We start from the raw sequence: 21,881 nt of genomic DNA on the forward strand, positions 1-21,881 counted from the left end.
AAAGGGGACCACAATATGATTCGAGGTACTGTGGCCATCGTAGGTCGGCCAAACGTCGGAAAATCAACGATATTCAATCGTTTGATTGGACAAAGAAAAAGCATTGTAGATGATACACCCGGAGTAACAAGAGATAGAATTTATGGTGAAGTGGAATGGCTGACACAAACTTTTCGCTTGATCGATACGGGTGGTATTCAAATTGAGGACCAGGCATTTGCCCAGGAAATCAATATGCAGGTAGATATTGCGATTGAGGAAGCGGATGTCATTATTTTCTTAACTTCTGCCAAAGAAGGAGTCATGACAGATGATACGATCATCGCAAGAAAGCTGCAAAAGTGTAAAAAGCCAGTGATTTTAGCTTGCAACAAAGTGGACAATCCAGAAATGCAGATGAATGTATATGAATTCTATGCATTAGGTCTTGGAGATCCAATTGCGATTAGTGGTGCACACGGCATTGGACTAGGAGACTTGTTGGATGTCGTGATGGAAAAACTTCCAGAAAAAGACATCGCTCCATATGAAGGAATCACTTCATTCTGTTGTATTGGTCGTCCTAATGTTGGTAAATCAAGTTTAGTCAATTCCATCTTAAAAGAAGATCGTGTAATTGTATCCAATGTAGAAGGCACTACGCGAGATGCGATCGATACGCCATTCTTTGTGGATGACAAAGAATATATGATCATTGATACGGCAGGTATTCGTAAAAAGGGTAAGATCTATGAAAATATTGAAAAATATTCAATCTTACGTGCTTTAAGTGCCATTGATCGTAGTAATGTCGTATTATTCTTGATTGATGGTGAAAAGGGGATTCGTGATCAAGATAAGCACGTAGCAGGTCTTGCACATGATGCAGGTAAAGGTGTTATCATTGTCTACAATAAGTGGGATACTGTTGAAAAAGATGAGAAGACCATGGCTAAGATCGAAAAGGAAATTCGTGCTCAATTCTTGTATTTGAATTATGCACCAATTGCGTTTACTTCTGCACTGACAGGAAGTAAAGTGAATCAATTGATTCCTTTGATTGATCAAGTACATGATGCATGTACATTACGTATTCCAACCAATGTATTAAATGATGTTATTTTGGATGCACAGATGATGAATCCGGCAAAACCTCACTTGGGAAAACAATTAAAGATTTATTATGCGAGCCAAGTTGCGGTTGAGCCACCAACAATTGTCTTATTCGTCAATGATCCAGAATTATTGCATTTTAGTTATGCTCGTTATATTGAAAATAAATTAAGAGAAGCATTTGGCTTTACGGGAACTCCAATTAAGATTTTGGCTCGTAAACGCTAATAGTAAGGAGTTAAATATGCGTACAGTTGTGATTGGTAGTGGAAGCTGGGGTACAGCTTTAGCTCAAGTATTACAAGATAATCATCAAGAAGTTTTAGTGTATGGTGTTGCAGAAGCTGAAGTTAATGATATTAATGAAAATCATAAAAACTCAAAATATTTTGGAGATGTTGAATTAAATCCAGAATTAAAGGCAACAACCGATATTCAATGTGTCAAAGGTGCTGATATTGTATTGTTGGCAGTACCAACAATTGCGATTGATCCAATTTGTCACCAAATCAATGATATCTTAGATAAAAAGACAATTATTATAAACGTTTCTAAGGGATTCCACCCAGAAACAAATGAAAGAATGTCTGAAGTGATTCGTCGTTGTATTGATGAAGATAAATTAAGCTCAGTTGTAAGTTTAATTGGTCCAAGTCATGCAGAAGAAGTTGTCATTCGTTTATTAACTACTATTGATGCGATCAGTTTAAACAATGAGGATGCCGTAGCTGTTCAAAACTTATTCTCAAATCAATACCTACGTATTTATACAGGAAATGATGAGATTGGTTCTGAACTTGGTGTAGCCATTAAAAACGTTATGGCTATCGCATCAGGTATCTTATCTGGTTTAGGCTATCAAGATAATACGCGTGCAGCTTTGATTACACGTGGATTACAGGAAATGATTCGTTATGGTGTTCATTTTGGTGGGCAACAAAAAACATTCATGGGTCTAACTGGTATTGGAGACTTGATTGTAACTTGTACGAGTGTACATTCTCGTAACTTTGAAGCGGGTTATCAAATTGGAAAAGAGAATTCGGTTGAAAACTTCTTTAAGAACAACACAAAAACAGTAGAAGGTGTTCGTACCGCAAAAATCGTTCATCGTGTTGCGAAAGAAAATGGTATTGATATGCCAATTTGTGAAGAAGTTTACCAAATTTTATACAATGGAAAACTTCCAAGTGATTGTGCACAAGATTTAATGATTAGAGATTTAAAGAAGGAATTTTAATATGGGTAAGTATGTAAATAAAGAGTCTTTAACACAGGCTTTATCAATCAATTTAAATTTGTCTAAAAAAGACGCAGCATTTGCGGTAGACTTGATTTTTAATGAAATGAGTGATGCCTTGGCAAATGATGGTCATGTAGATATCACAGCTTTTGGTAAGTTTGAAATTTTTGATCGTAAATCAAGAATGGGAATCAATCCAGTCACAAAAGAAAGAATGATGATTCCGGCTACAAAACTTCCAAAGTTCCGTCCAAGCCAGACTTTAAAGAATAAGTGCAACAAATAGGTCATATGACCTATTTTTGTCTTTAGAAAGGATTGATTATGAGCTTATTGATTGTGACTTTAGGCTTTACATTAGCTATTTCAAGTAAGTGGGCCTATTCTTATTTTGGTTTATCGAGTTTTGAACAAATTGTATATCACATCAAAGTCCCATTGGAGGGAACCAATACGCAATTTATTTTTGGATGGATGAAAAAGTGTTTATTACCTGGTTTTATTTTTGGCCTGATCTTTAGTTGGACCAATAAAAACATCGCAATTCTCATGCTTTTACTTTGTTGCATATATGGACTTTGTCAGATTCATTTCTTTTCATATGTTTTTAACCAATTTAAAAAGACAGATTTCTATGATCGACACTATGTGGAATCTGAAGTTATTTCTCCGGATAAGAAGATGAATTTTATTCATATCTATTTGGAATCAATGGAAACAACGTATGCCAAAAAGGAAGATGGGGGCAATGCAGATGAAGATTTATTGCCTTATCTTACCAAGCTTACTAAAGACTCTGTCTCTTTTTCGCAAAATGAAAAAATAGGAGGGGCTAGAGTCTTAACCGGAACAGGATGGACAACAGGAGGTATAGTGGCGAGTACTTCAGGGCTTCCTTTGATTTTTAGTTTAAAACATAAATTCTGTAAGGAAAAAGTTCCATTTATGCCTAATGTAAATACGCTTGGAGATATTCTAGAAAAAGATGGATATCATCGTGTCTTTATGATTGGTTCGGATGCGACATTTGGCGGAAGAAGAAGCTATTTTGATCAACATGGTCATTATGATATACAAGATACAGTATCCTTAAAAGAAGAAGGAATTCTTGACAAGGATTATCATGAATTCTGGGGTTTTGAAGATGATAAATTATTTGAATTTGCGAAAGAGAAGATTTTAGATTTATCTCAATCCTCTAAACCTTTTGACTTTGAAATGTTGACTGTCGACACGCACCATCCATATGGATATCAATCTAAATCTTGTAAGAATGTATTTAAAGAATCTTTATCGAATTCAATTTTTCATACAGATGAAAATTTAAAAGATTTTATGGAATGGTTGAAGAAACAAGATTTCTACAAAGATACTGTCATTGTGATTCAAGGAGATCATACAAGTATGGCGGCTGAATATATTCATAATACATATTCCTCAAATTTTGATCGTAGAGTTTGGAATGCGTTTATTCATTCTAAAGTAAAGCCGATAAAAGAAAAGAATCGTGACTTTACGACGATGGATTTTTATCCTACAATATTAGCGGCTTTAGGATACAAGATCAAAGGGGATAAATTAGGTCTTGGTACAAATCTATTTAGTGACAAGCCAACGCTTACAGAAGAAATCGATGCAGATCTTGTTGATCAAGAAATCAAAAGAAAATCAGATCGATATAGGAGGCTCATGTGAGAAAAAAATTACGCAGTTTCATTATTATATTAGTCGTGGCGTTCATCGTTTTCTCGATGCTGATAACGACCTTCATGCAGATGCTACGATTCTAACATTCCTTAGTGGAATGTTTTTTCATTTTAAAGTAAAATGTAAATAGATGAATCGAGGTTTTAATTATGACAAAGAAACAAAAAATCAAATTTATAGCGTTATTATCGACTACCGCTTCTTTAGCTGTTGGATCTTACTTCTTTAAAAAGAAAGTAGAGAAAATGAAAGAGAATGGAACCTTTAATACGATGGTTTTTAAAAAGCGTTTAAACCAATATTTAAAGGCAGCTAAAAAAGATGAATTAACTTTAGAAATCATTGACGGCTTATTAGCTGAATTGGATAAAATGAATGATTTTAAAGCGAGTCACGAAGGTTTTGAATTAAATCTAGATACAGATAAGTATATGGAACTACAAGACTATCTAGATGCTTATTATTCTCGATTGGCTAGTTCAAATCATTTTAAACAAGCAGATACAAATGAAGATAATACGCAAGTGCGTTTAAGAAAGTGTTTGAACACACAAAAATACATTCTAGAAAATTTCTAAAGAAAGTCTCAAATCTATCTTGAATTTATATAATAAATACGTATTATATCTTTGTAAGGATGTGATACGCATGGATTTAATACATAAGAAAAAAGAAAATCGAGCTCAGATCTTTCAGAGCTTTGATTCTTTAAAAGGCTTTAAAGAAATGATTCAAGAATGTGAAGTGGAAATCGTCAGTCCAAGAATTTTATCGCAGGATGATTATGAAATCTTAGACGAAAGAGTGCATCAGATTCAAAAGGGTATGATTGTCACAATTGAATATTATGATCGTATCAATTATAAAAGAATCACAGGTGTTGTTTCTAAAATCAATCTGGATACGCAAATACTTCAAATCGTAAAGACAAAGATCAACCTGAAACAAATTAGTTACATAGAATTAGAGGAGTGAAAACTCCTCTAATATGCGTTATGGCCACCAATACTTTTTCCTGGTGTTACTTATTTTAAAATTTAGCAGAGAATAGATGATTTATATGTTATAATGTTTATAAATATAAACATATATGTATTTTGTGTTTATAAATATAAACGTTAACATGGAGGTGGTATACATGGGTAAAAAGGCCGTAACTGTTTTACCAAGTACTGAAAAAATTCTGATTACTATGGGTGAACAAATAAAATTAGCTAGACTACGCAGACAACTATCTGCCCAACTTGTTGCCGAAAGAGCGGGAATAAGTCGTGCAACTTTGTGGAGTGTTGAAAAAGGTAGACCATCAGTAGCAATTGGAGTTTATGCTGCTGTTTTACATGCTTTAAATAATTTGGATAAAGATTTATTGCTTGTCGCAAAAGATGATGAATTTGGTAGAAAAATGCAAGATTTAAAAATGCAGGTCAAAAAACGTGCGCCGAAAGGAGATAAATGATGGAACGGAAGATATTAGTATATGAGAACTTCAGTTCTTCAGAACCAAAAAAATTAGGTATTTTATATGTTGATACACTTCGCGGTATTGAACATTATTCATTTGAATACGATCAAGACTGGTTAAAACAATCTAAATTTTCTTTTTGTTTAGATCCGGATATTTCAATGTTTAGTGGCCGACAATATACTGAAAAGAACATTTTTGGAATGTTTGCAGACGCTTCTCCAGATCGATGGGGACGAGTTCTCATGAAGCGTCGTGAAGCAATTAAAGCTAGAACTGAAAGCAGAAAGCCTAATAAAATGTATGATAGTGATTTCTTACTTGGAGTATATGATCAAACGCGTGTTGGCGCACTTCGATTTAAAGAAAATGAAAATGGTCCGTTTCTTTCAGATGATAAAGAAACGGCAGCACCACCTTGGGCAACACTTCGCACTTTAGAAGAAGCGTCTAGGCAATTTGAAAAAGATGATAATTATTTAAATGATAAATGGCTTAAGCAATTATTAAAACCTGGTTCTTCTTTGGGTGGAGCAAGGCCAAAAGCCACTGTTGAAGATGAACAGGGTAATTTGTGGATTGCAAAATTTCCATCAAAAAATGATGAGTATAATGTCGGGGCATGGGAGAAAGTAGTTCATGATTTGGCAAAATTATGTGGTCTAAATGTACCTGAATCAAAAGTTGAAAAGTTTTCTAAGGATGGTAGTACATTTCTTGTTAAACGATTTGATCGAGATGGAGAAAAAAGAATACACTTTGCTTCGGCTATGACAATGCTAGGAAAAAATGATGGAGCTTCATCGGACGATGGTTCAAGCTATGTAGATATAGTTGATTTTATTAAAGCCTATGGTGCTAGTCCAAAAGATGACTTAATTGAGCTTTTTAAACGCATTATTTTTAGTATGGCTGTATCTAATACAGATGATCATTTAAGAAATCATGGATTTATCTTAAATGACAAAGGGTGGAAATTATCTCCACTTTACGATGTGAATCCAGTTCCTTATGGAGATATGCTCTCCTTGAATGTTGACGCCTATGATAATAGTATTTCGATTGATTTGGCTATTTCGTCAGCTTACTTTTATGATATAACAGAGCTTGATGCTGAAGCTTATGCAAATGAAATATTAACGATTGTCAAAAATAATTGGGAACAATTGGCCATAAAATACGGAATTAATCGTGATCAAATCGAAGAAATGCGTCCTGCCTTCAGTGTATGTTACGAATTTTAAAAAATTAGAGGAGTGAATAAACTCCTCTAATATGCGTTATGGCCACCGATAAGAGTATTTCTTTTCTTAGCAGTTGCAAAGTCTAATGCGTTCATTCCTTTTAAGATGGCATTCTTACCATAGCGATGCTTGATTTGAACTAAGGTTTCTTGTAGCTTTTTTTCTCGTTCTACTTTTTCTACGTCTGTAAATAAATTGTAGTTCTCATAATAATATTCATCTTTCACATCTTGAAAACTAATCGCAATTTGGCGAATGGGATAATTGGGATTCACAATGCGGATATAGAGTCGTTTAAATTCTTCTAATAAGATGGAATAAGAATTTGTACAATTGGTAATCTTGCATGAGCCACAGCTTGGTTTGATGCAGTCTTTGGAGTAGCCAATCATTAAAGAGATTTGTCTTGTCACCAAATGCTTTTCAGTTAATGTCAATACATTTTGATCGACCATTTCTTTCATGACCACAAAGGCATTTTGATAGGAATAATCATCAAAAAGAATTTGTGAATTGGATATAGAATGTTGTTTCGATTTATAATTTTTAATGTCTTGAATGGTCGTAGGCTCTTTGCCCCAGGCATGATCAATGATATATTCGGCGTTGACACCAAATTCTTTATATAATATTTCAATCTGGAATTGGCACAAGTCATACATGTCATAAATGCCTAATTTGTGTAATCTTCGTTCAGTTCCATTTCCAAGCATCCAAAAATCGGTCATAGGAGTATGGTGCCATAATGTCTGACGATATAAGTCTTCATTTAAATAAGCCATGCGATCGGCGTTGTGCTTGGCAGATATATCCATCGCAATCTTAGCTAAATATAAATTGGTTCCAATGCCAACAGTCGCTGTAAGACCTGTCTTTTCATAGATACGATCTAACATTTTTTTGGCGAGTTCTTTGGCAGTGACTTGATAGAGTTTTAAATAGCTTGTGATATCTAAAAAAGATTCATCAATGGAATAGACATGAATGTCTTCTTTGGCAATAAATTCTAAGAAGACTTTATAGACTTTGCAGCTATATTCCATATACAAATGCATTCTAGGTGGCGCAATCATATATTCAATAGACGGATCAATCTCAAAGATACGGCCTCGACTAGGTACGCCTAATTTTTTTATGGCGGGTGTTGCAGCTAGAGTAATGGCACCACCACCTCGAGTAGGATCTGCCACCACAAGGTTGACTTTAAAAGGGTCAAGGCCGAGTTCAACGCATTCTACGGATGCATAAAAGGATTTTAAATCAATACATAAATATGTTTTTTGCATAAATACCTCCACACCCCATATCGTTCGTATTAAATCATAGTTAAAAGTAAATAAAAATTCAAGATAGATTTGAGACTTTCTTAAAAAGTTTATAAATTTTCACTGGTATTTTATTTAAATTTTGATACTATATAAGTAAAGGTGGTGTAACTATGCAGTTAAGACAATTATTACTACAATATGAGATTGAAAATAATATTAAACATGATGAGGCAGCAAGACGCATTGGGATTGGTCGTGCCACATATTTTCGTTGGTTAAAGGGTGAAAGTACGCATTTAAAAGCGAACACACTAAAGAAATTATCAGACATGTTGGATTGTGATGTCAAAAGTATTTTGGATGAAGAAGAAAGAATCAAACCTATCGTTGGTAGTGTAAAAGCAGGGTATGATGGTTTTCCAATGGAAGATATTGAGGGGTATATTGAGTTAAATCGTCATGATGGTAAAAAAGGTGATTACTTTTTACGCGTGCGTGGAGATTCTATGGTCAATGCCCATATCTATGAGGGCGATCTTGTCTTTGTGAAACAGACCAATGAAGTAGAATCTGGAAGCATCGCAATCGTACTTGTGGGTGAGGAAGCTACATTAAAGCGTGTTTTATATAAAAAGGGTTTAATGATTTTAGAGGCTGCCAATCCTAAGATTGACACTAAGGTTTTTACGCCTGAAGAAGTAGCTGAATTGCCGGTAAAGGTTATTGGAAAAGTTCTATACGCTCGTAGAGACTTTGATTGAGGATCAATGAATGAAGATTTGGATTACTAGACATGGCCAAACGGCTTTAAATAAACAAAAATTAATGCAGGGACTTACAGATGAGCCGTTAAATGAAACGGGAATTCAACAAGCTAGAGAAGCGCGTAAAAAGATTGGTGACATTCATTTTGATGCCGTATATGCAAGCCCACTTCAAAGAGCGATTCAAACTGCAGCCATTATTGGCAATGTGGATAAGAAAGATGTAAAGATCGATTCGCGTATTATTGAAGTAGATTTTGGTGATTATGAATTGAGAAACTACTTTAAATTGGGATTAAAAATGACTTCCTATTGGACATTTCCTGAATTGTTGCCGAACCCTAAGTCGGTTGAATCTGTAGAGAGTATGATCAAACGAAGCCATTCTTTCTTAAAGGAATTGGAATCAAAGAATTATGAAAACGTATTGATCGTATGTCATGGTGGAATCATTCGTTCTTTATGTGGTTATTTAGAAGATCGTAAAAATGGTATTAAATGGAGACCAAAGCCAAACAATTGTGAGATTCGTGTCTATGAATCCAATCATGATAAGCATACATTCATTAAGACATATAAGTAGAGGATGTATAGATTGCGTTTAGTGGCAAAAAGGAGTAAAAAGTATGTTGACATATACTTATTTAGAAAAAGGGAAATTTGCGTTGATAGAGAAACCAAAACCAGTACTTCTTCATGAAAGGGATGCGATTGTTAAAGTGACACTTGCGAGCATTTGTTCAAGTGATCTGCATATTAAACATGGCAGTGTTCCTCGTGCGGTGCCTGGTATTACTGTGGGTCATGAAATGGTTGGTATTGTAGAAGAAGTAGGCAATAAAGTAACGCATGTAAAACCTGGAGATCGTGTAACAGTGAATGTGGAAACCTTTTGTGGTGAATGTTTTTTCTGCAAGAATGGCTATGTAAATAATTGTACAGATGAAAATGGAGGATGGGCTCTTGGATGTCGTATTGATGGTGGACAAGCAGAATATGTGCGTGTACCTTTTGCAGATCAAGGATTGAATAAAATTCCTGAACAAGTTAGTGATCGACAAGCTTTGTTTGTAGGGGACGTCTTAGCTACAGGATATTGGGCAACACGTATTTCGGAAATCAAAGAAGAGGATACGGTATTGATTATTGGAGCAGGTCCTACAGGTATTTGTACTTTACTATGTGTCATGCTTCAAAAGCCAAAAAGAATAATCATGTGTGAAAAAGATGAACATCGCATTGAATTTATCCATAAACATTATCCGGAAGTTTTAACAGTCACTCCAGAAGAATGCAGAAACTTTGTACTAGAAAATAGTGATCATGGTGGTGCAGATGTTGTTCTTGAAGTTGCAGGCGTACCATCTACTTTTCAGCTCGCATGGCAATGTGCAAGACCAAATGCGATTGTGACAATAGTTGCATTATATGATGAACCACAAGTTTTACCACTTCCAGACATGTATGGAAAAAACCTAACATTCAAAACAGGTGGTGTTGATGGTTGTGATTTTGAAAAAACTTTACAATTAATTGCGGAAGGTAAGATCAATACAGAACCTTTGATTACACATACGTATCCTCTAAGTAAAATTGCGCAAGGGTATGATTTATTTGAAAATAAAAGAGATGGTGTAATTAAAGTTGCAATAGAGTGTTAATTTCAAGCATAGAAAAAGGAATCCGATAATCATGGGTTTTAACATGACTTCTGGATTCCTATTTTGTTTTTCGGTCATTGATTTTAATTGAAAATAATCACACATACAAATCAATTTTCTGGCATGGAATGTAACTTCACTTTTTGATAAAATAAAGATATTGAATTACTAGGAGACAATTACGATGAATACACAATACAATTATACAAATATCATAAAGGAAACTCTAATATTGACTGTTGCGGTTGGAATTATTGGTGCAGCCGTCTATTTTTTTCTTGTGCCCAGTCATACTTCTGTTAGTAGTATTTCAGGATTGGGTATCATATTATCTAATTTTGTACCACTACCATTATCTGCCATCACCATGATTTTAAATGTTGTTTTATTGATTGTTGGCTTTTTGACTTGTGGTAAAGAATTTGGCATAAAAACAATCTATACAAGTATTATGTTACCTATATTTCTTGCCCTGTTTGAAATTGTATTTCCTAATTTTGAATCGTTTACGAACAGTCAAGAATTGGATGTATTGTGCTACATTCTTGTAGTGAGTGTAGGATTAAGTATTCTTTTTAATCGAAATGCTTCATCAGGAGGTCTAGATATTGTCGCTAAGATCATGAATAAATATCTGCATATGGAATTAGGTAAAGCTATGTCATTATCGGGTATGTGTGTTGCCTTATCAGCCGCTCTTGTTTATGATAAAAAGACGGTTGTGTTAAGTATTTTGGGCACTTATTTTAATGGCATTGTTCTAGATCACTTTATCTTTGATCATAATATTAAACGAAGAGTATGTATCATCACTTCAAAAGAAAAAGAACTTCGTGAATTTATCATTCATGAACTACATAGTGGAGCAACCGTGTATGAAGCTTATGGTGCATACAATATGGAAAAGCGTCATGAAATCATCACAATTGTAGATAAAGTGGAATATCAAAAGTTAATGAAATTCATTAACACGCTGGATTCAAAGGCATTTATCACTGTATATAATGTATCGGATATGCGATATCAACCAAAGATTTGAGTAAGGCAAGACCTTACTTTTTTTCCTTTTAAATGACCTATTTGGACAATACATTTGATTCTAAATAGCTAAATGACTAATATGTAGTTAAGGAGATAGGGTATGAATAAAAGGGTAATTATTACTTATCTAAAAATATAAGTTTAATTGTGAGTGGCATTATTTTGATTGTTGGCTGCTTAATAATGTGGAGGTTCAACCATGAATATCGATGAATATATTAAATTTGATGATATAAATAAAAAATTTACTATTCCATCTGGTAGATATTCGTATAGTGATGTAGTTCGTGTTTCAGTCTTAAATGAAAAAGCTAAGTATAAAGGAAAAGGTGTTCCTTTTACGGCTATACTTCCTTCTGGACCATTACCATCTGGGATTCTACAAGATCCATATTTATTTGTAGGAGTTAAGGTTGTATTAAAGGATGGAACGATTTTGGCTATTTATGTTTCAAAAGAAAAGACGATGGTCAATACGAATCAATATATTCAAGATCGTAAGGTTGCAGAAAAGATAAAAGAGGTGATGAAAATGTGTGTGAAATTTAAGGATGAATATTTAGAAGTTGATGGTAAAAGATATTTGTATTCAGATATTTTAAAGTGTTCCATTCAAAATGAAGATGCCAATTTTAAAGGGAAAACAAAGCCATTCACTCATACCATACTTGGTGGAACCACATTTATGGCTGGTGCAGTAGAGCCTATGATGTATGTGGGAATTAAATTGACTTTAAGAGACGGTAGTGTAATACCAATATATGTATCGAATGAAAAGGTATTATTTAATAGTGATAAGTATTTAAGTGATTTAAAAGTAGCTGAATCAATCTTGTCTAAAATAAAAGAAAGAGTCGGTTAAGATTCTTTCTTCTTGTATTCTGAAATAATCAATCCAGATAGAGTTAATATGGTTCCAAGAACTATAAATGGTGTGATTCTTTCGTGTAGGATAATTGCCGAAAATATAATTGTGGCAATGGGATTTAAATATACATATTGATTGGTTCTGACACTTCCTAATACGGAACAAGAATAGTTCCATATCACAAAACAGCCAGCACAAGCTATTACACCTAAGAAAAGCAGATTTAATAGATTGACTGGGATTAGAATCTCATTCATGGATACATCAAATCCTAAAAAGGGAAGGCTTAAAGCCATAAAGAAGAGTCCCCACGCAAAGATTCGTTTCGTATTTTGAATGGAAGTATGTCCTAACTCATTGACTTTCTTTAATACAACACTATAAATAGCCCACATCATGGCTGCCACAATTGTAAGAATGTCTCCTTTTGGCGATAGGTGCATTTGTTTGCCATTGAAGCTAATAAAGAAGATTCCAATAAAGGCCACAATAAATCCAATCGCAAAGTTGATCTTAAAGGGTTCATCTTTAAAACATAAATAGGCAAGTATTGAAGTAAAGAATGGAGCTATGGATATAATGACACCAACATTAGTGGCATAAGTGTAGACTAGAGCTGTACTTTCTAGAAAGTAATATAAGAAGACACCAGTCAATCCACTTAGGATGTACCAAATTTCATCTTTTCTATTTTCTAATTTTAATATTTTAGGACTTAAGATGCATAGGGTTAAAAAGCCAATAAAAAAGCGTATAAATAACAGTTCAATAGGTGTAAATGAATCTAAAAGAATCTTACTGGATACAAATGTAGAACCCCAAATCATAATGCACATAAAGGCTAAAAAGTGTCCGATCATTGTTTTATTTTTCATACTTGTCTATTATATCAAGAAAGTGAAGGGAAGTGTAAATATATGAAGAAATTAGATCCCGTTGTGATTATTGTCGATGTATTACTACTTGTTGGATGTGGATGCATGTTCTTGTATGGAAAGATGTCAGCTCATTCCTTGTTCATTGTTGGCATTGTATTGATTGCATTTTTAGTCATTTATCTTTATGTCACAAACTACAAAGACAATCATTATGGTGGAAGATTCCACAAAGATTTCTAGGCGGTAGAAATACCGCTTTTTGTATGCTATAGTGGAGTTAAAGAGGGCGATATTATGGGCGGATTGTGTGTATTACTATTAATGATGTTTTGTGTAGGATGGATCTTATGTGTGTTCTTTCTATCGATGTTGATTCCACTATTGATCATCTATAATGGAATTGTTGGTGTTGTATGTGTAATTCTATATTTTGTACTACGCAAAAAAAGAATTTTCATTAAATATACAGAAGGCTATAAACATGTATTATCCATTATTTTAAAATATTTCCTAATTGTATATGGAAGTATTTCATTAGTGTTTAGTATCATTTTAGCTATTTTAAACTTTTGTTAGGAGAGAATATGACAATATTAGGTGTGGATTTAGGAACAACCAACAGTTTAGCGGTTGTCTATAAAGAAGGAAAACCGGCACTCATTCCCAATGCGTTTGGTGAATATATAACGCCAAGTGCAGTCAGTATCTTGGATGGAAAAATCGTTGTGGGAAAACTAGCCAGGGAAAGATTAATTACGCATCCAGAGTGTAGTGCATCTTTGTTTAAGCGAAATATGGGTACAGATGTTACGTATACATTAGATAAGAAAGAGTATGATGCAGCTACACTTTCTTCTTTTATCGTAAAACAATTGATTGAAGATGCACAAAATTATCTGCATGAAGAAATATCTGAAGTTGTGATCAGTGTTCCAGCTTATTTTAATGCGCGTCAAAGACAAGATACAAAACGAATTGGAGAATTATTAGGTGTTAAAGTAGAGCGTTTGATCAATGAACCAAGTGCAGCCGCCATCGCATGCCATATGGATGATGAATATGAAACATTCATTGTTTTTGACTTTGGTGGAGGAACATTAGATGTTTCGGTCGTTGACTGTTTTGAAAATGTGATTAGTATCAATGCGATTAGTGGAAACAATCATTTGGGTGGTACAGATTTTGATCGTGCTATGGCCGAATATTTTTGTTTGAAAAACGGGTTAAACTATAATGTCTTAGACTCTTCTTTTCAACAAAGCATCTTGCGTGCTTGTGAACAAGCCAAAATCAAGTTAAGTACACAAAGTGTGGTTGAAGTATCTTTAGTTCATTTAAATAAGAATTATAATTGTATATTTGATGAAAATGTATTATTCAATATTACACATTCTCTACTAGAATCTTGTAAGAATGTGATTGGTAAAGCTGTTAAAGATAGTGGCTTCTCAGCTAGTGAACTTGATAGTTTGATTCTTGTAGGAGGCTCAAGCCAAATGCCGGTACTTCAACATTACTTATCAGACGCTTTAAATATTCCTGTATTAAAAGAGGAGAATATGGATTCTTTAGTCGTACTTGGACTTGGAAAATATATTGGCATTAAACAAAGGGATGAAAATATTAAAGATCTGGTTGTAACGGATATTTGTCCTTTCTCATTAAGTACGTCTACGTATAATGAACAAAATCCAGATTTGGAACTATCGACTGTGCTTATCCCTAAAAACTCGGTTCTGCCGACAAGTAAAAAGATGACTTTACGTACAGTACATAAGGGACAAACCAAAGTCAATATTAGTGTGTTTCAAGGGCAGGCTATGTATGCCAAGGAAAACTTATTTCTAGGCCAAGCTTTTATTCATGTTCCTAGAAATATGCATGATTATGAATCTTTTGATTTAATATATTCGTATGATATTAATTCTATGTTGTATGTAGAAGCTATTGTACATTCGACTAAGGAACATTATATTTTTAGAGTATCGAAAGGCGATTTGTTAGAAAAGGTGGATGCTTCTGTTCGTTTAGATTCCATCAAAGAAGTATCTTTAGCTTTATACCAAAATAATGAAGTGGATGCTCTGCTTGCTCGTATTGAAAGAATCTATCAAGAAGTGGATGAAGAAACACAAGAGTATTTAATGCGTCTTCATGCGGACTTTACAAAAGACATGGATACTTTGATCAACAATATCCAAAAAAGAAATCGTCTTATTCATCAAGTTTCGCAAATTTTAGATCAGATTGAAGAAAGTCAAAATGTAGATCAACTAGATATCTTTAGTCAAGAAGAGGATGAAGAAGGAGAGTATCTAGCATGAATTGTTGGGAATTATTAGGAATTGAGCCTACAAGTGATAAAAAAGAAATCAAGAAAGCTTATGCGAGACTTTTAAAGCAGTATCATCCGGAAGAGAATCCAGAAGAATTTAAACAAATTCAAGCAGCGTATCAACAGTGTCTGCATCCAGATCAAGAAGTAGAATCTGTTTCATACGAACAAAATGTAGACATTAAACAAGATATTAAAACAGAACCCATTTCAATGAAAGAAGATGAGATTACACCTCCGCCTGTTCCTAAAGTAGAAACATTGTTTGTGAATAATGAAAAGGATGTAGTTGTATATCAAGATATATTGAATTCGATTGAAAGAAGTTTACCTAAAAAGATTGGTTCCAAAGAGATCATAGATGTCTTTACAGATCCAAAAGTTATGCCATATTTAGAAGATGAATTGTTTAGTAGAAGATTAGAAGACATAGTATTGTCTCGCAAATTAAAATGCATTAAGAATTCAAGAGATCCTATATATATGTATTTAGGAAAGTATGGCATGTCAAAATTATCAAATGCTATGGATTATTCAAATGTCCCATTTTATAAAAGACCAGCCTTTGCAGCTTTTATTGTAGTAAGTGTCATTCTTTTAGAGGTGATATTGGGTATTGTTTAACAATCGCAAGAAAAAAAACAAGAATCTTCATTTATATATCATGTATGATTTGTATAAAGAAGATTCTTTTTAAACAAGTGTGCTAAAGTGATTGATTCTTTTTGTGAATTCGAATAAGCTATTATTAAAGGAGAAATTTAAATATGAAATATGGATTTGGAGTCGATATTGGTGGTACTACAATAAAGATTGGTTTATTTACAGTGGAAGGGAATTTGATTGAAAAATGGGAGATTCCTACAAATAAAACAGATAATGGAAAACATATTCTTACTGAAATTGCTGATTTTATTAATCGTATTATTGAATCGAAAGACATCGAAAAAAGTGATGTGATTGGTGTAGGTTTAGGAGTACCAGGACCAGTGAATAAGAATGGCTATGTGAGTGTATGTGTGAATTTAGGATGGAATTCAATCAATGTTGAAGAAGAATTTCACAAAATTTCAGACCTTCCTGTAAAAGTAGGTAACGATGCCAATGTTGCAGCACTTGGTGAAATGTGGCAAGGTGCTGGGAAAGGATATCAAGATGTATTGATGGTTACACTTGGCACTGGTGTTGGTGGCGGTTGTGTTTTAAATGGACAGATTGTTTCCGGAATTCATGGTGCTGGTGGAGAAATCGGACATATGCCTGTTAAGGATGATGAGAAAACTCCATGTAACTGTGGAAATCATGGGTGTTTAGAACAATATGTTTCAGCTACTGGAATTGTTACTCAGGCTAAGAAGATGTTAGAGAATGATGAGCGTCCTTCTAGTTTACGTGATTATGATTGTTTAGAAGCTAAACACATTTATGACGAAGCTAAAAAAGGGGATGTTGTCGCTAATGAATTAGTGGATTCCACTTGTAAAATTCTCGCAAAGGCATTGGCACAAGTTTGTAGTGTGATTGATCCAGAAATCATTGTGATTGGTGGCGGCGTTTCAAAGGCTGGAGATATTTTGACTTCAAGAATCGCGCAATTCTTTAAAAAATATGTATTTAATGCGTGCGCTCAAACACCTATCGTTTTGGCTAAACTTGAAAATGATGCTGGAATGTATGGTTGTGTAAAATTATTATTTTAATTCTAATAAAAATGCAAGGCTAAACATTAGGTTAAAACCTTGCATTTTTATTTTCTATAATAATGGTGAAAAGATTCGAATAATGCTTAAGAATAGACCTTTCACAATATTGACATGCGTATCTTCGATTTGAATTTCTTTACACTTTTCTAATGTATCCATAAAGTTTTGTTTCACATCTAGGATCTTCTTCGATTTATATAATAAAGTTCCATTCTCAAAATGAAGATATAGTGAACGATAATCTAAGTTGATTGTTCCAACTGTGGCATATGTATCATCACATACAAAGACTTTAGAATGGACAAAACCAGGTTCATATTCATAGATTTTAACACCACCTTGAATAAGTTGTGCATAATATGTAGTACCTAAATCATGAACAATTTGTTTATCGGCAATACCTGGCATGATAATTCTAACATCAACACCTTTTTTAGCGGTATGAATCAATGTGTTGATCATTTCTGAATCTATGATTAGATAGGGAGTCATGATATAGACATATTTATTAGCGCTATTTAACAAATCTTCATAAACGGATTGTCCTGTCAATTCTTCATCCAATGGAGTCTCGGCATATGGAGCTATATATCCATCAAACGAACTCTCTTCTACAATGTCTTCATTTTTGAAAACAGAATAATCAAAGTCTTCATGGCGTAAAGCGTTCCAGTTTGTTAAAAACATGACTAAATAAGACCAGACAGCTTTACCTTTAATACAAATGATGTTATCCATCCAATGACCATGTTTTACTTTCTTATTGATGTATTCATCAGCCAAATTTGCACCACCACTAAAGGCTACTTTACCGTCAATCACTAATATTTTACGATGATCCCGATGATTCATAATTGTATTAATGATGGGTGAGATACGATTGAAGGAAACAGCCTTAATGCCTTTTTTCTCTAATTGTTTGGCATAAGAAGCAGGAAGTGTACCTAAGGATCCCATATCATCATACATGATACGTACTTCTACGCCTTGCTTTACTTTTTCTTCTAATATAGAAAGAATTGAATTAAACATAATACCTTCTTCAATAATGAAATATTCCATAAAAATGTATTTTTCAGCCTTCTTTAATTCTTCCAGCATAACATTAAATCCATTTTCGCAGGGCGCATAATATTCAAAATCTGTATTGTGATAAAAAGGGAAGCCCTCTTCATGTAAAAACGCCAGCTGCGATACATAGTCTGGATTGTCTTTGCGAATTTCATCCATGATAGATTCATCTTGTACATAATATGTGGATGCCTTTTTCTGTTCTTTAATAATATTGCGGAATGTCTTTCCAAATAATAAGCTTAGTAACATCAATACATAGACAAATGTACCAAAGACAGGGAATATGACAATCAACATGATCCACATCAAATCTGAAGATAGGTGTCTGCTTGTACGTACGATATTTAATACAATCAAAATGGATAGAATGTGTAGAACAATTTCAACAAACACAAAAGATGTTGTGAGCCAATTAAATAGGTTACAGTATAATACAATTTCACCCAATGCGATAATGACTAAAGGAATAATTCTTCCAATCCATATTTTCAATTTCATAAATATCCACTCATTTCTTGCATAGAGTAATATACCATTTTCAAGCAAAATAAAAAAGAGCCAACAATGATTGGGTGGGTCATGCTGGCTCGAAAAAATATATACCGAACAGGTCTAATCAGAAAGGAAAAGAAAAAACCTATCGGCAAGACATAGTATACCACTCGTATTTTTGATTTCAAAGAAAAAACACAAAAAAATGAAACCTATACACTAGGTTTCATGAAACAATCTATAAAAAGAGGAGAGAACTAGTGTATTAGTGTTTTTTTTGAGGAGACTAGTTCTCTAATCGACTGTTAGATGGAATCACACATGAGATAGTTGGCGTTGTTTATGTGTGACGTATTATTATTGTTTGTTGGCTTATAAACATTCATCTAACTGCCAAAATTATACCATGTTTGTTTGAAAAATAAATTGACATTTGTCATATTTATGAAAATATTTTCTGAAATGTTCTAATTATCCCTTTATATATGGCAACATCAACTTCTTGATTTCTGAAATAGTTTTCTTACGAGCTAAAGTGTCCGCATTACTTGTGGCTGTATATCCATATAATAAATCAATCATAGCTTTAAGAAGATCTTCATCCGACATTTCTTCAAAAATAGATGAAGATACACTTTCACAAGATAAGAGTTCAATATTGAAAAGTGTTTTGTTGAAGATGGAACTTTCAAATACATCCTTATGATACGTTGTTAGATAGCGTGTTAATGCACTGATACTTCGTGATGGATTGGTTAGGGAAGTTTTAGATGTTAATTTTAGAATCAATTCCTGCTTACTTAACTGTTCAACAGAAAAGGATTTACCATCTCGCTTAAAGGTAAGTCCTGCATTAATGTCTTTGATAGCTTCAAATACAAATTCATTGCATTGCATGAAATCAAGTGTTGTTTTCTTTTTGGCAAACATCAGCTTAAAAGTATAGGTATACATCGTAACACCTCCTAAGTACAACTTCATTATAGAAAGAATTAAGTAACTATTCAAGAGAAGAGATACTGATATAAAAGTTCAAAGAACTTTATGAGAGTGTAAGTAAGTCTTACGTTAAACTTGTACTTATTATTAAAAGACCAATGCGAAAGAAAGGGTTTAAAAAATTGCATTGGCCTATATACGCTAGATAAAATTGAGATAAGTCAAATAAAAAGGTTTCTTTATCTAGTATTGCCTAGTATATCACCATGAATTTGTGTTTGCAAAAGATATAACTATGATGATAATATAAAAAAAACGAAAGGATTATGTATTCAATATGATTAATAAATTACATCTAGCAATGATTGAACTGTATAAAGGTGATGCCAAAAGAATTCAACATTTTTGTAAGGTTCATAGCTACGCAAAATTAATTGCGGAATCAGAACATGTTGATGAAAGAACGCTATTTATTATTGAAGCATCAGCATTAACACATGACATTGGAATACATATTTGTGAAGAGAAATATGGAGATTGTAGTGGTAAACTACAAGAAAAGGAAGGTCCAGCCTTGGCTAAAAAGCTATTAAAAGAACTTGGCTTTGATCAAGACGTATCCAAACGAGTACAGTATTTAATTGCTCACCATCATACGTATGATCATGTAGATGGTATAGATTATCAGATATTGATTGAAGCTGATTTTCTAGTGAATATTATGGAAGATCATTTATCAAAAGAAGCAGCAAAAAAAGCTTATGAAACTATATTTAAAACAGAGTGTGGTAAAACAATTTGCAGGGAAATGTTTGGGATATAGGTGAAACATGGAAAACAATAAGAAAATAATAAAGAATGAGTTTAAAAATGGGCATATTAATCATTACAAAGTGGGAGAAAAAGCTGTTTGTTCAAATAACATGATTGCAGAAATCATTGAATATAGAAACCACAAAGATATTGATGTGAGATATGAAGATGGATATATTATCGAGCATACAACGTATCAAAGTTTTTTTCAAAATAATTGTCCTAGACCTGATAAGAAACCTGTGATATGGTGTAGAGGTTTCAATGTCGTAAAAAAGATGATTGGAAAGAAAAGGCGAACTTTACATGGATATAGAACGTTACTCAACGTAAGAAATTATTTTGATGTTGATTATATCGACGATAATGGCGAAATTGTATATCACGAAAGCTTTGCGACATTTTTTTATAAACACACAGTACTTTACCGTTTTAAGCGAAACGGAGAAATCATTATTCGTGAACAATAATAAATTCTAGTCTGTGTCTATAATTATAATCAACATGAAAAGCAGCCTTTATAAGCTGCCTTTCATATTATTGACAAATTGTACTTCCAAAAAAGACAATTTTTGTAATCTTAGCTTGAGCATTATACCACACGAATCCGATGGCACTTCCATTTCTGATTATGTTAGTAGATTCATTTTCAGACAGTTTGTTATAGGTTGACTCTGTAATCATAGGTTCTTGAGATTGGTCTACATTATAAGTCCATAAATAAAATTCTGCATGATCTGACAATGTTTCTGAAAGCTCGTACTCTTTAAACTCAGGATCATCACCATCATAATCTGCAGGGGCAGTAGTGATTTTAGATCCATTTTTATTAAGAATCGCAAGATATGAACTAAAACCAGTAACAGTGTTATCTGTATCATACGCAAGATTTTTAGGTGCGCTTCCAGTGATGAGCTTATCCTTTTCATCAAAAAATTCCTTTATATCTCCATTGATATCCAGAAGAAGTCTAGACTTTTCATAGTGCAACACCTGAATCGATATATCACCCTTAGGTTTTAAAATAATCTTTGTACTATTCGAATTATAAGAATATTGATCATATAAGTCAGAATCTCCGACTGGACTTCCATCCGTAGTATAATACGCAAAATGACCATCTGTACCAAAACTGATTATCTCATCACATGCAGAATCATAGTGAATCCAATCATGTTCTGTTAAGAAATCATTATTTTTACATCCTACAAGCATTATTCCTAGTACAACTACTATAATTGTGACTGTCTTTAGTTGTCGGGAAATATCGGAAAATATGCTTTTCATGCCAACA

At 33.4% G+C, this 21,881-nt stretch carries 25 protein-coding genes; 20 read left to right on the forward strand and 5 right to left on the reverse strand.

The features are described from left to right. The first annotated feature begins 15 nt into the window (after window positions 1-15). The 8 genes from der to Q0F04_RS02230 all read left to right on the forward strand — a co-directional run bounded on the left by der (window position 16) and on the right by Q0F04_RS02230 (window position 6,751). Window positions 16-1,320, forward strand: a complete 1,305-nt coding sequence (der, locus tag Q0F04_RS02195; RefSeq protein ID WP_295749625.1) for a ribosome biogenesis GTPase Der — start codon at window positions 16-18, stop codon at window positions 1,318-1,320. A 16-nt stretch (window positions 1,321-1,336) separates the two neighbouring features. Further along, on the forward strand, window positions 1,337-2,332 hold the full coding sequence (locus Q0F04_RS02200) for an NAD(P)H-dependent glycerol-3-phosphate dehydrogenase (RefSeq protein ID WP_295749628.1): 996 nt from the start codon (window positions 1,337-1,339) through the stop codon (window positions 2,330-2,332). A 1-nt stretch (window position 2,333) separates the two neighbouring features. Then, window positions 2,334-2,621 (forward strand): HU family DNA-binding protein, encoded by a 288-nt coding sequence (locus Q0F04_RS02205; protein ID WP_295749630.1) that lies wholly within the window; start codon window positions 2,334-2,336, stop codon window positions 2,619-2,621. A 38-nt stretch (window positions 2,622-2,659) separates the two neighbouring features. Further along, the gene (locus tag Q0F04_RS02210) at window positions 2,660-4,030 is read left to right on the forward strand and encodes an LTA synthase family protein (RefSeq protein ID WP_295749633.1); all 1,371 of its coding nucleotides are present in this window, start codon (window positions 2,660-2,662) and stop codon (window positions 4,028-4,030) included. 161 nt (window positions 4,031-4,191) lie between these two features. After that, the gene (locus Q0F04_RS02215; RefSeq protein ID WP_295749636.1) at window positions 4,192-4,620 is read left to right on the forward strand and encodes a hypothetical protein; all 429 of its coding nucleotides are present in this window, start codon (window positions 4,192-4,194) and stop codon (window positions 4,618-4,620) included. 70 nt (window positions 4,621-4,690) lie between these two features. Beyond that, on the forward strand, window positions 4,691-5,017 hold the full coding sequence (locus Q0F04_RS02220) for a YolD-like family protein (RefSeq protein WP_295749639.1): 327 nt from the start codon (window positions 4,691-4,693) through the stop codon (window positions 5,015-5,017). A 163-nt stretch (window positions 5,018-5,180) separates the two neighbouring features. Further along, window positions 5,181-5,501 carry a helix-turn-helix transcriptional regulator gene (locus Q0F04_RS02225; RefSeq protein WP_117572039.1) on the forward strand — a complete coding sequence of 107 codons (321 nt, stop codon included), beginning with the start codon at window positions 5,181-5,183 and terminating at the stop codon, window positions 5,499-5,501. Beyond that, window positions 5,501-6,751 (forward strand): type II toxin-antitoxin system HipA family toxin, encoded by a 1,251-nt coding sequence (locus Q0F04_RS02230; protein ID WP_295749643.1) that lies wholly within the window; start codon window positions 5,501-5,503, stop codon window positions 6,749-6,751. Before Q0F04_RS02225 ends, Q0F04_RS02230 begins: the two co-directional genes overlap by 1 nt. Before the next feature lie 26 nt (window positions 6,752-6,777). Here Q0F04_RS02230 and Q0F04_RS02235 read toward each other — a convergent pair whose 3' ends face one another. Then, the gene (locus Q0F04_RS02235) at window positions 6,778-8,037 is read right to left on the reverse strand and encodes a DNA repair protein (protein ID WP_295749644.1); all 1,260 of its coding nucleotides are present in this window, start codon (window positions 8,035-8,037) and stop codon (window positions 6,778-6,780) included. A gap of 152 nt (window positions 8,038-8,189) precedes the next feature. On the opposite strand from Q0F04_RS02235, the gene Q0F04_RS02240 reads away from it, so the two are divergent. The 5 genes from Q0F04_RS02240 (at window position 8,190) to Q0F04_RS02260 (ending at window position 12,347) form a co-directional block, all read left to right on the forward strand. Next, window positions 8,190-8,780 carry a helix-turn-helix domain-containing protein gene (locus Q0F04_RS02240; RefSeq protein ID WP_295749647.1) on the forward strand — a complete coding sequence of 197 codons (591 nt, stop codon included), beginning with the start codon at window positions 8,190-8,192 and terminating at the stop codon, window positions 8,778-8,780. Between the two features lie 10 nt (window positions 8,781-8,790). Further along, a complete protein-coding gene (locus Q0F04_RS02245) occupies window positions 8,791-9,366 on the forward strand; it encodes a histidine phosphatase family protein (protein WP_295749650.1) in 576 nt (191 codons plus the stop codon). A 43-nt stretch (window positions 9,367-9,409) separates the two neighbouring features. Next, the gene (locus tag Q0F04_RS02250) at window positions 9,410-10,444 is read left to right on the forward strand and encodes an alcohol dehydrogenase (protein ID WP_295749653.1); all 1,035 of its coding nucleotides are present in this window, start codon (window positions 9,410-9,412) and stop codon (window positions 10,442-10,444) included. A gap of 184 nt (window positions 10,445-10,628) precedes the next feature. After that, the gene (locus tag Q0F04_RS02255) at window positions 10,629-11,483 is read left to right on the forward strand and encodes a YitT family protein (RefSeq protein ID WP_295749656.1); all 855 of its coding nucleotides are present in this window, start codon (window positions 10,629-10,631) and stop codon (window positions 11,481-11,483) included. A 201-nt stretch (window positions 11,484-11,684) separates the two neighbouring features. Further along, window positions 11,685-12,347: a hypothetical protein gene (locus Q0F04_RS02260; protein ID WP_295749659.1), complete on the forward strand. Its 663-nt coding sequence runs from the start codon at window positions 11,685-11,687 to the stop codon at window positions 12,345-12,347. Here the strand turns inward: Q0F04_RS02260 and Q0F04_RS02265 are convergent. Next, the gene (locus Q0F04_RS02265) at window positions 12,344-13,228 is read right to left on the reverse strand and encodes a DMT family transporter (RefSeq protein ID WP_295749662.1); all 885 of its coding nucleotides are present in this window, start codon (window positions 13,226-13,228) and stop codon (window positions 12,344-12,346) included. The two genes, Q0F04_RS02260 and Q0F04_RS02265, sit on opposite strands and share 4 nt — an antisense overlap. 42 nt (window positions 13,229-13,270) lie before the next feature. On the opposite strand from Q0F04_RS02265, the gene Q0F04_RS02270 reads away from it, so the two are divergent. The 5 genes from Q0F04_RS02270 to Q0F04_RS02290 all read left to right on the forward strand — a co-directional run bounded on the left by Q0F04_RS02270 (window position 13,271) and on the right by Q0F04_RS02290 (window position 17,266). Continuing rightward, a complete protein-coding gene (locus tag Q0F04_RS02270) occupies window positions 13,271-13,471 on the forward strand; it encodes a hypothetical protein (protein ID WP_295749665.1) in 201 nt (66 codons plus the stop codon). A 54-nt stretch (window positions 13,472-13,525) separates the two neighbouring features. Next, the gene (locus tag Q0F04_RS02275) at window positions 13,526-13,807 is read left to right on the forward strand and encodes a hypothetical protein (RefSeq protein ID WP_295749668.1); all 282 of its coding nucleotides are present in this window, start codon (window positions 13,526-13,528) and stop codon (window positions 13,805-13,807) included. Between the two features lie 8 nt (window positions 13,808-13,815). Continuing rightward, the gene (locus Q0F04_RS02280) at window positions 13,816-15,555 is read left to right on the forward strand and encodes a molecular chaperone HscC (RefSeq protein ID WP_295749671.1); all 1,740 of its coding nucleotides are present in this window, start codon (window positions 13,816-13,818) and stop codon (window positions 15,553-15,555) included. After that, window positions 15,552-16,190 carry a J domain-containing protein gene (locus Q0F04_RS02285; RefSeq protein WP_295749674.1) on the forward strand — a complete coding sequence of 213 codons (639 nt, stop codon included), beginning with the start codon at window positions 15,552-15,554 and terminating at the stop codon, window positions 16,188-16,190. Before Q0F04_RS02280 ends, Q0F04_RS02285 begins: the two co-directional genes overlap by 4 nt. A gap of 143 nt (window positions 16,191-16,333) precedes the next feature. Continuing rightward, a complete protein-coding gene (locus Q0F04_RS02290) occupies window positions 16,334-17,266 on the forward strand; it encodes an ROK family glucokinase (protein WP_295749677.1) in 933 nt (310 codons plus the stop codon). Window positions 17,267-17,320: 54 nt separating this feature from the next. Here the strand turns inward: Q0F04_RS02290 and cls are convergent, their stop codons facing one another. Then, window positions 17,321-18,841 (reverse strand): cardiolipin synthase, encoded by a 1,521-nt coding sequence (gene cls, locus Q0F04_RS02295; protein ID WP_295749680.1) that lies wholly within the window; start codon window positions 18,839-18,841, stop codon window positions 17,321-17,323. Between the two features lie 465 nt (window positions 18,842-19,306). Continuing rightward, the gene (locus Q0F04_RS02300; protein ID WP_295749683.1) at window positions 19,307-19,789 is read right to left on the reverse strand and encodes a hypothetical protein; all 483 of its coding nucleotides are present in this window, start codon (window positions 19,787-19,789) and stop codon (window positions 19,307-19,309) included. 322 nt (window positions 19,790-20,111) lie between these two features. Between Q0F04_RS02300 and Q0F04_RS02305 the strand changes: the two genes are divergently transcribed. Beyond that, on the forward strand, window positions 20,112-20,597 hold the full coding sequence (locus tag Q0F04_RS02305; RefSeq protein ID WP_295749686.1) for a phosphohydrolase: 486 nt from the start codon (window positions 20,112-20,114) through the stop codon (window positions 20,595-20,597). A gap of 7 nt (window positions 20,598-20,604) precedes the next feature. Continuing rightward, window positions 20,605-21,057 (forward strand): hypothetical protein, encoded by a 453-nt coding sequence (locus tag Q0F04_RS02310; protein WP_295749689.1) that lies wholly within the window; start codon window positions 20,605-20,607, stop codon window positions 21,055-21,057. Between the two features lie 67 nt (window positions 21,058-21,124). Here Q0F04_RS02310 and Q0F04_RS02315 read toward each other — a convergent pair whose 3' ends face one another. Beyond that, window positions 21,125-21,874: a hypothetical protein gene (locus Q0F04_RS02315; RefSeq protein ID WP_295749692.1), complete on the reverse strand. Its 750-nt coding sequence runs from the start codon at window positions 21,872-21,874 to the stop codon at window positions 21,125-21,127. Window positions 21,875-21,881 lie beyond the last annotated feature (7 nt).

Origin of the sequence: uncultured Holdemanella sp., assembly GCF_934772795.1 — a bacterium.
In the GTDB taxonomy this organism is placed as follows: Bacteria; Bacillota_I; Bacilli_A; order Erysipelotrichales; family Erysipelotrichaceae; genus Holdemanella.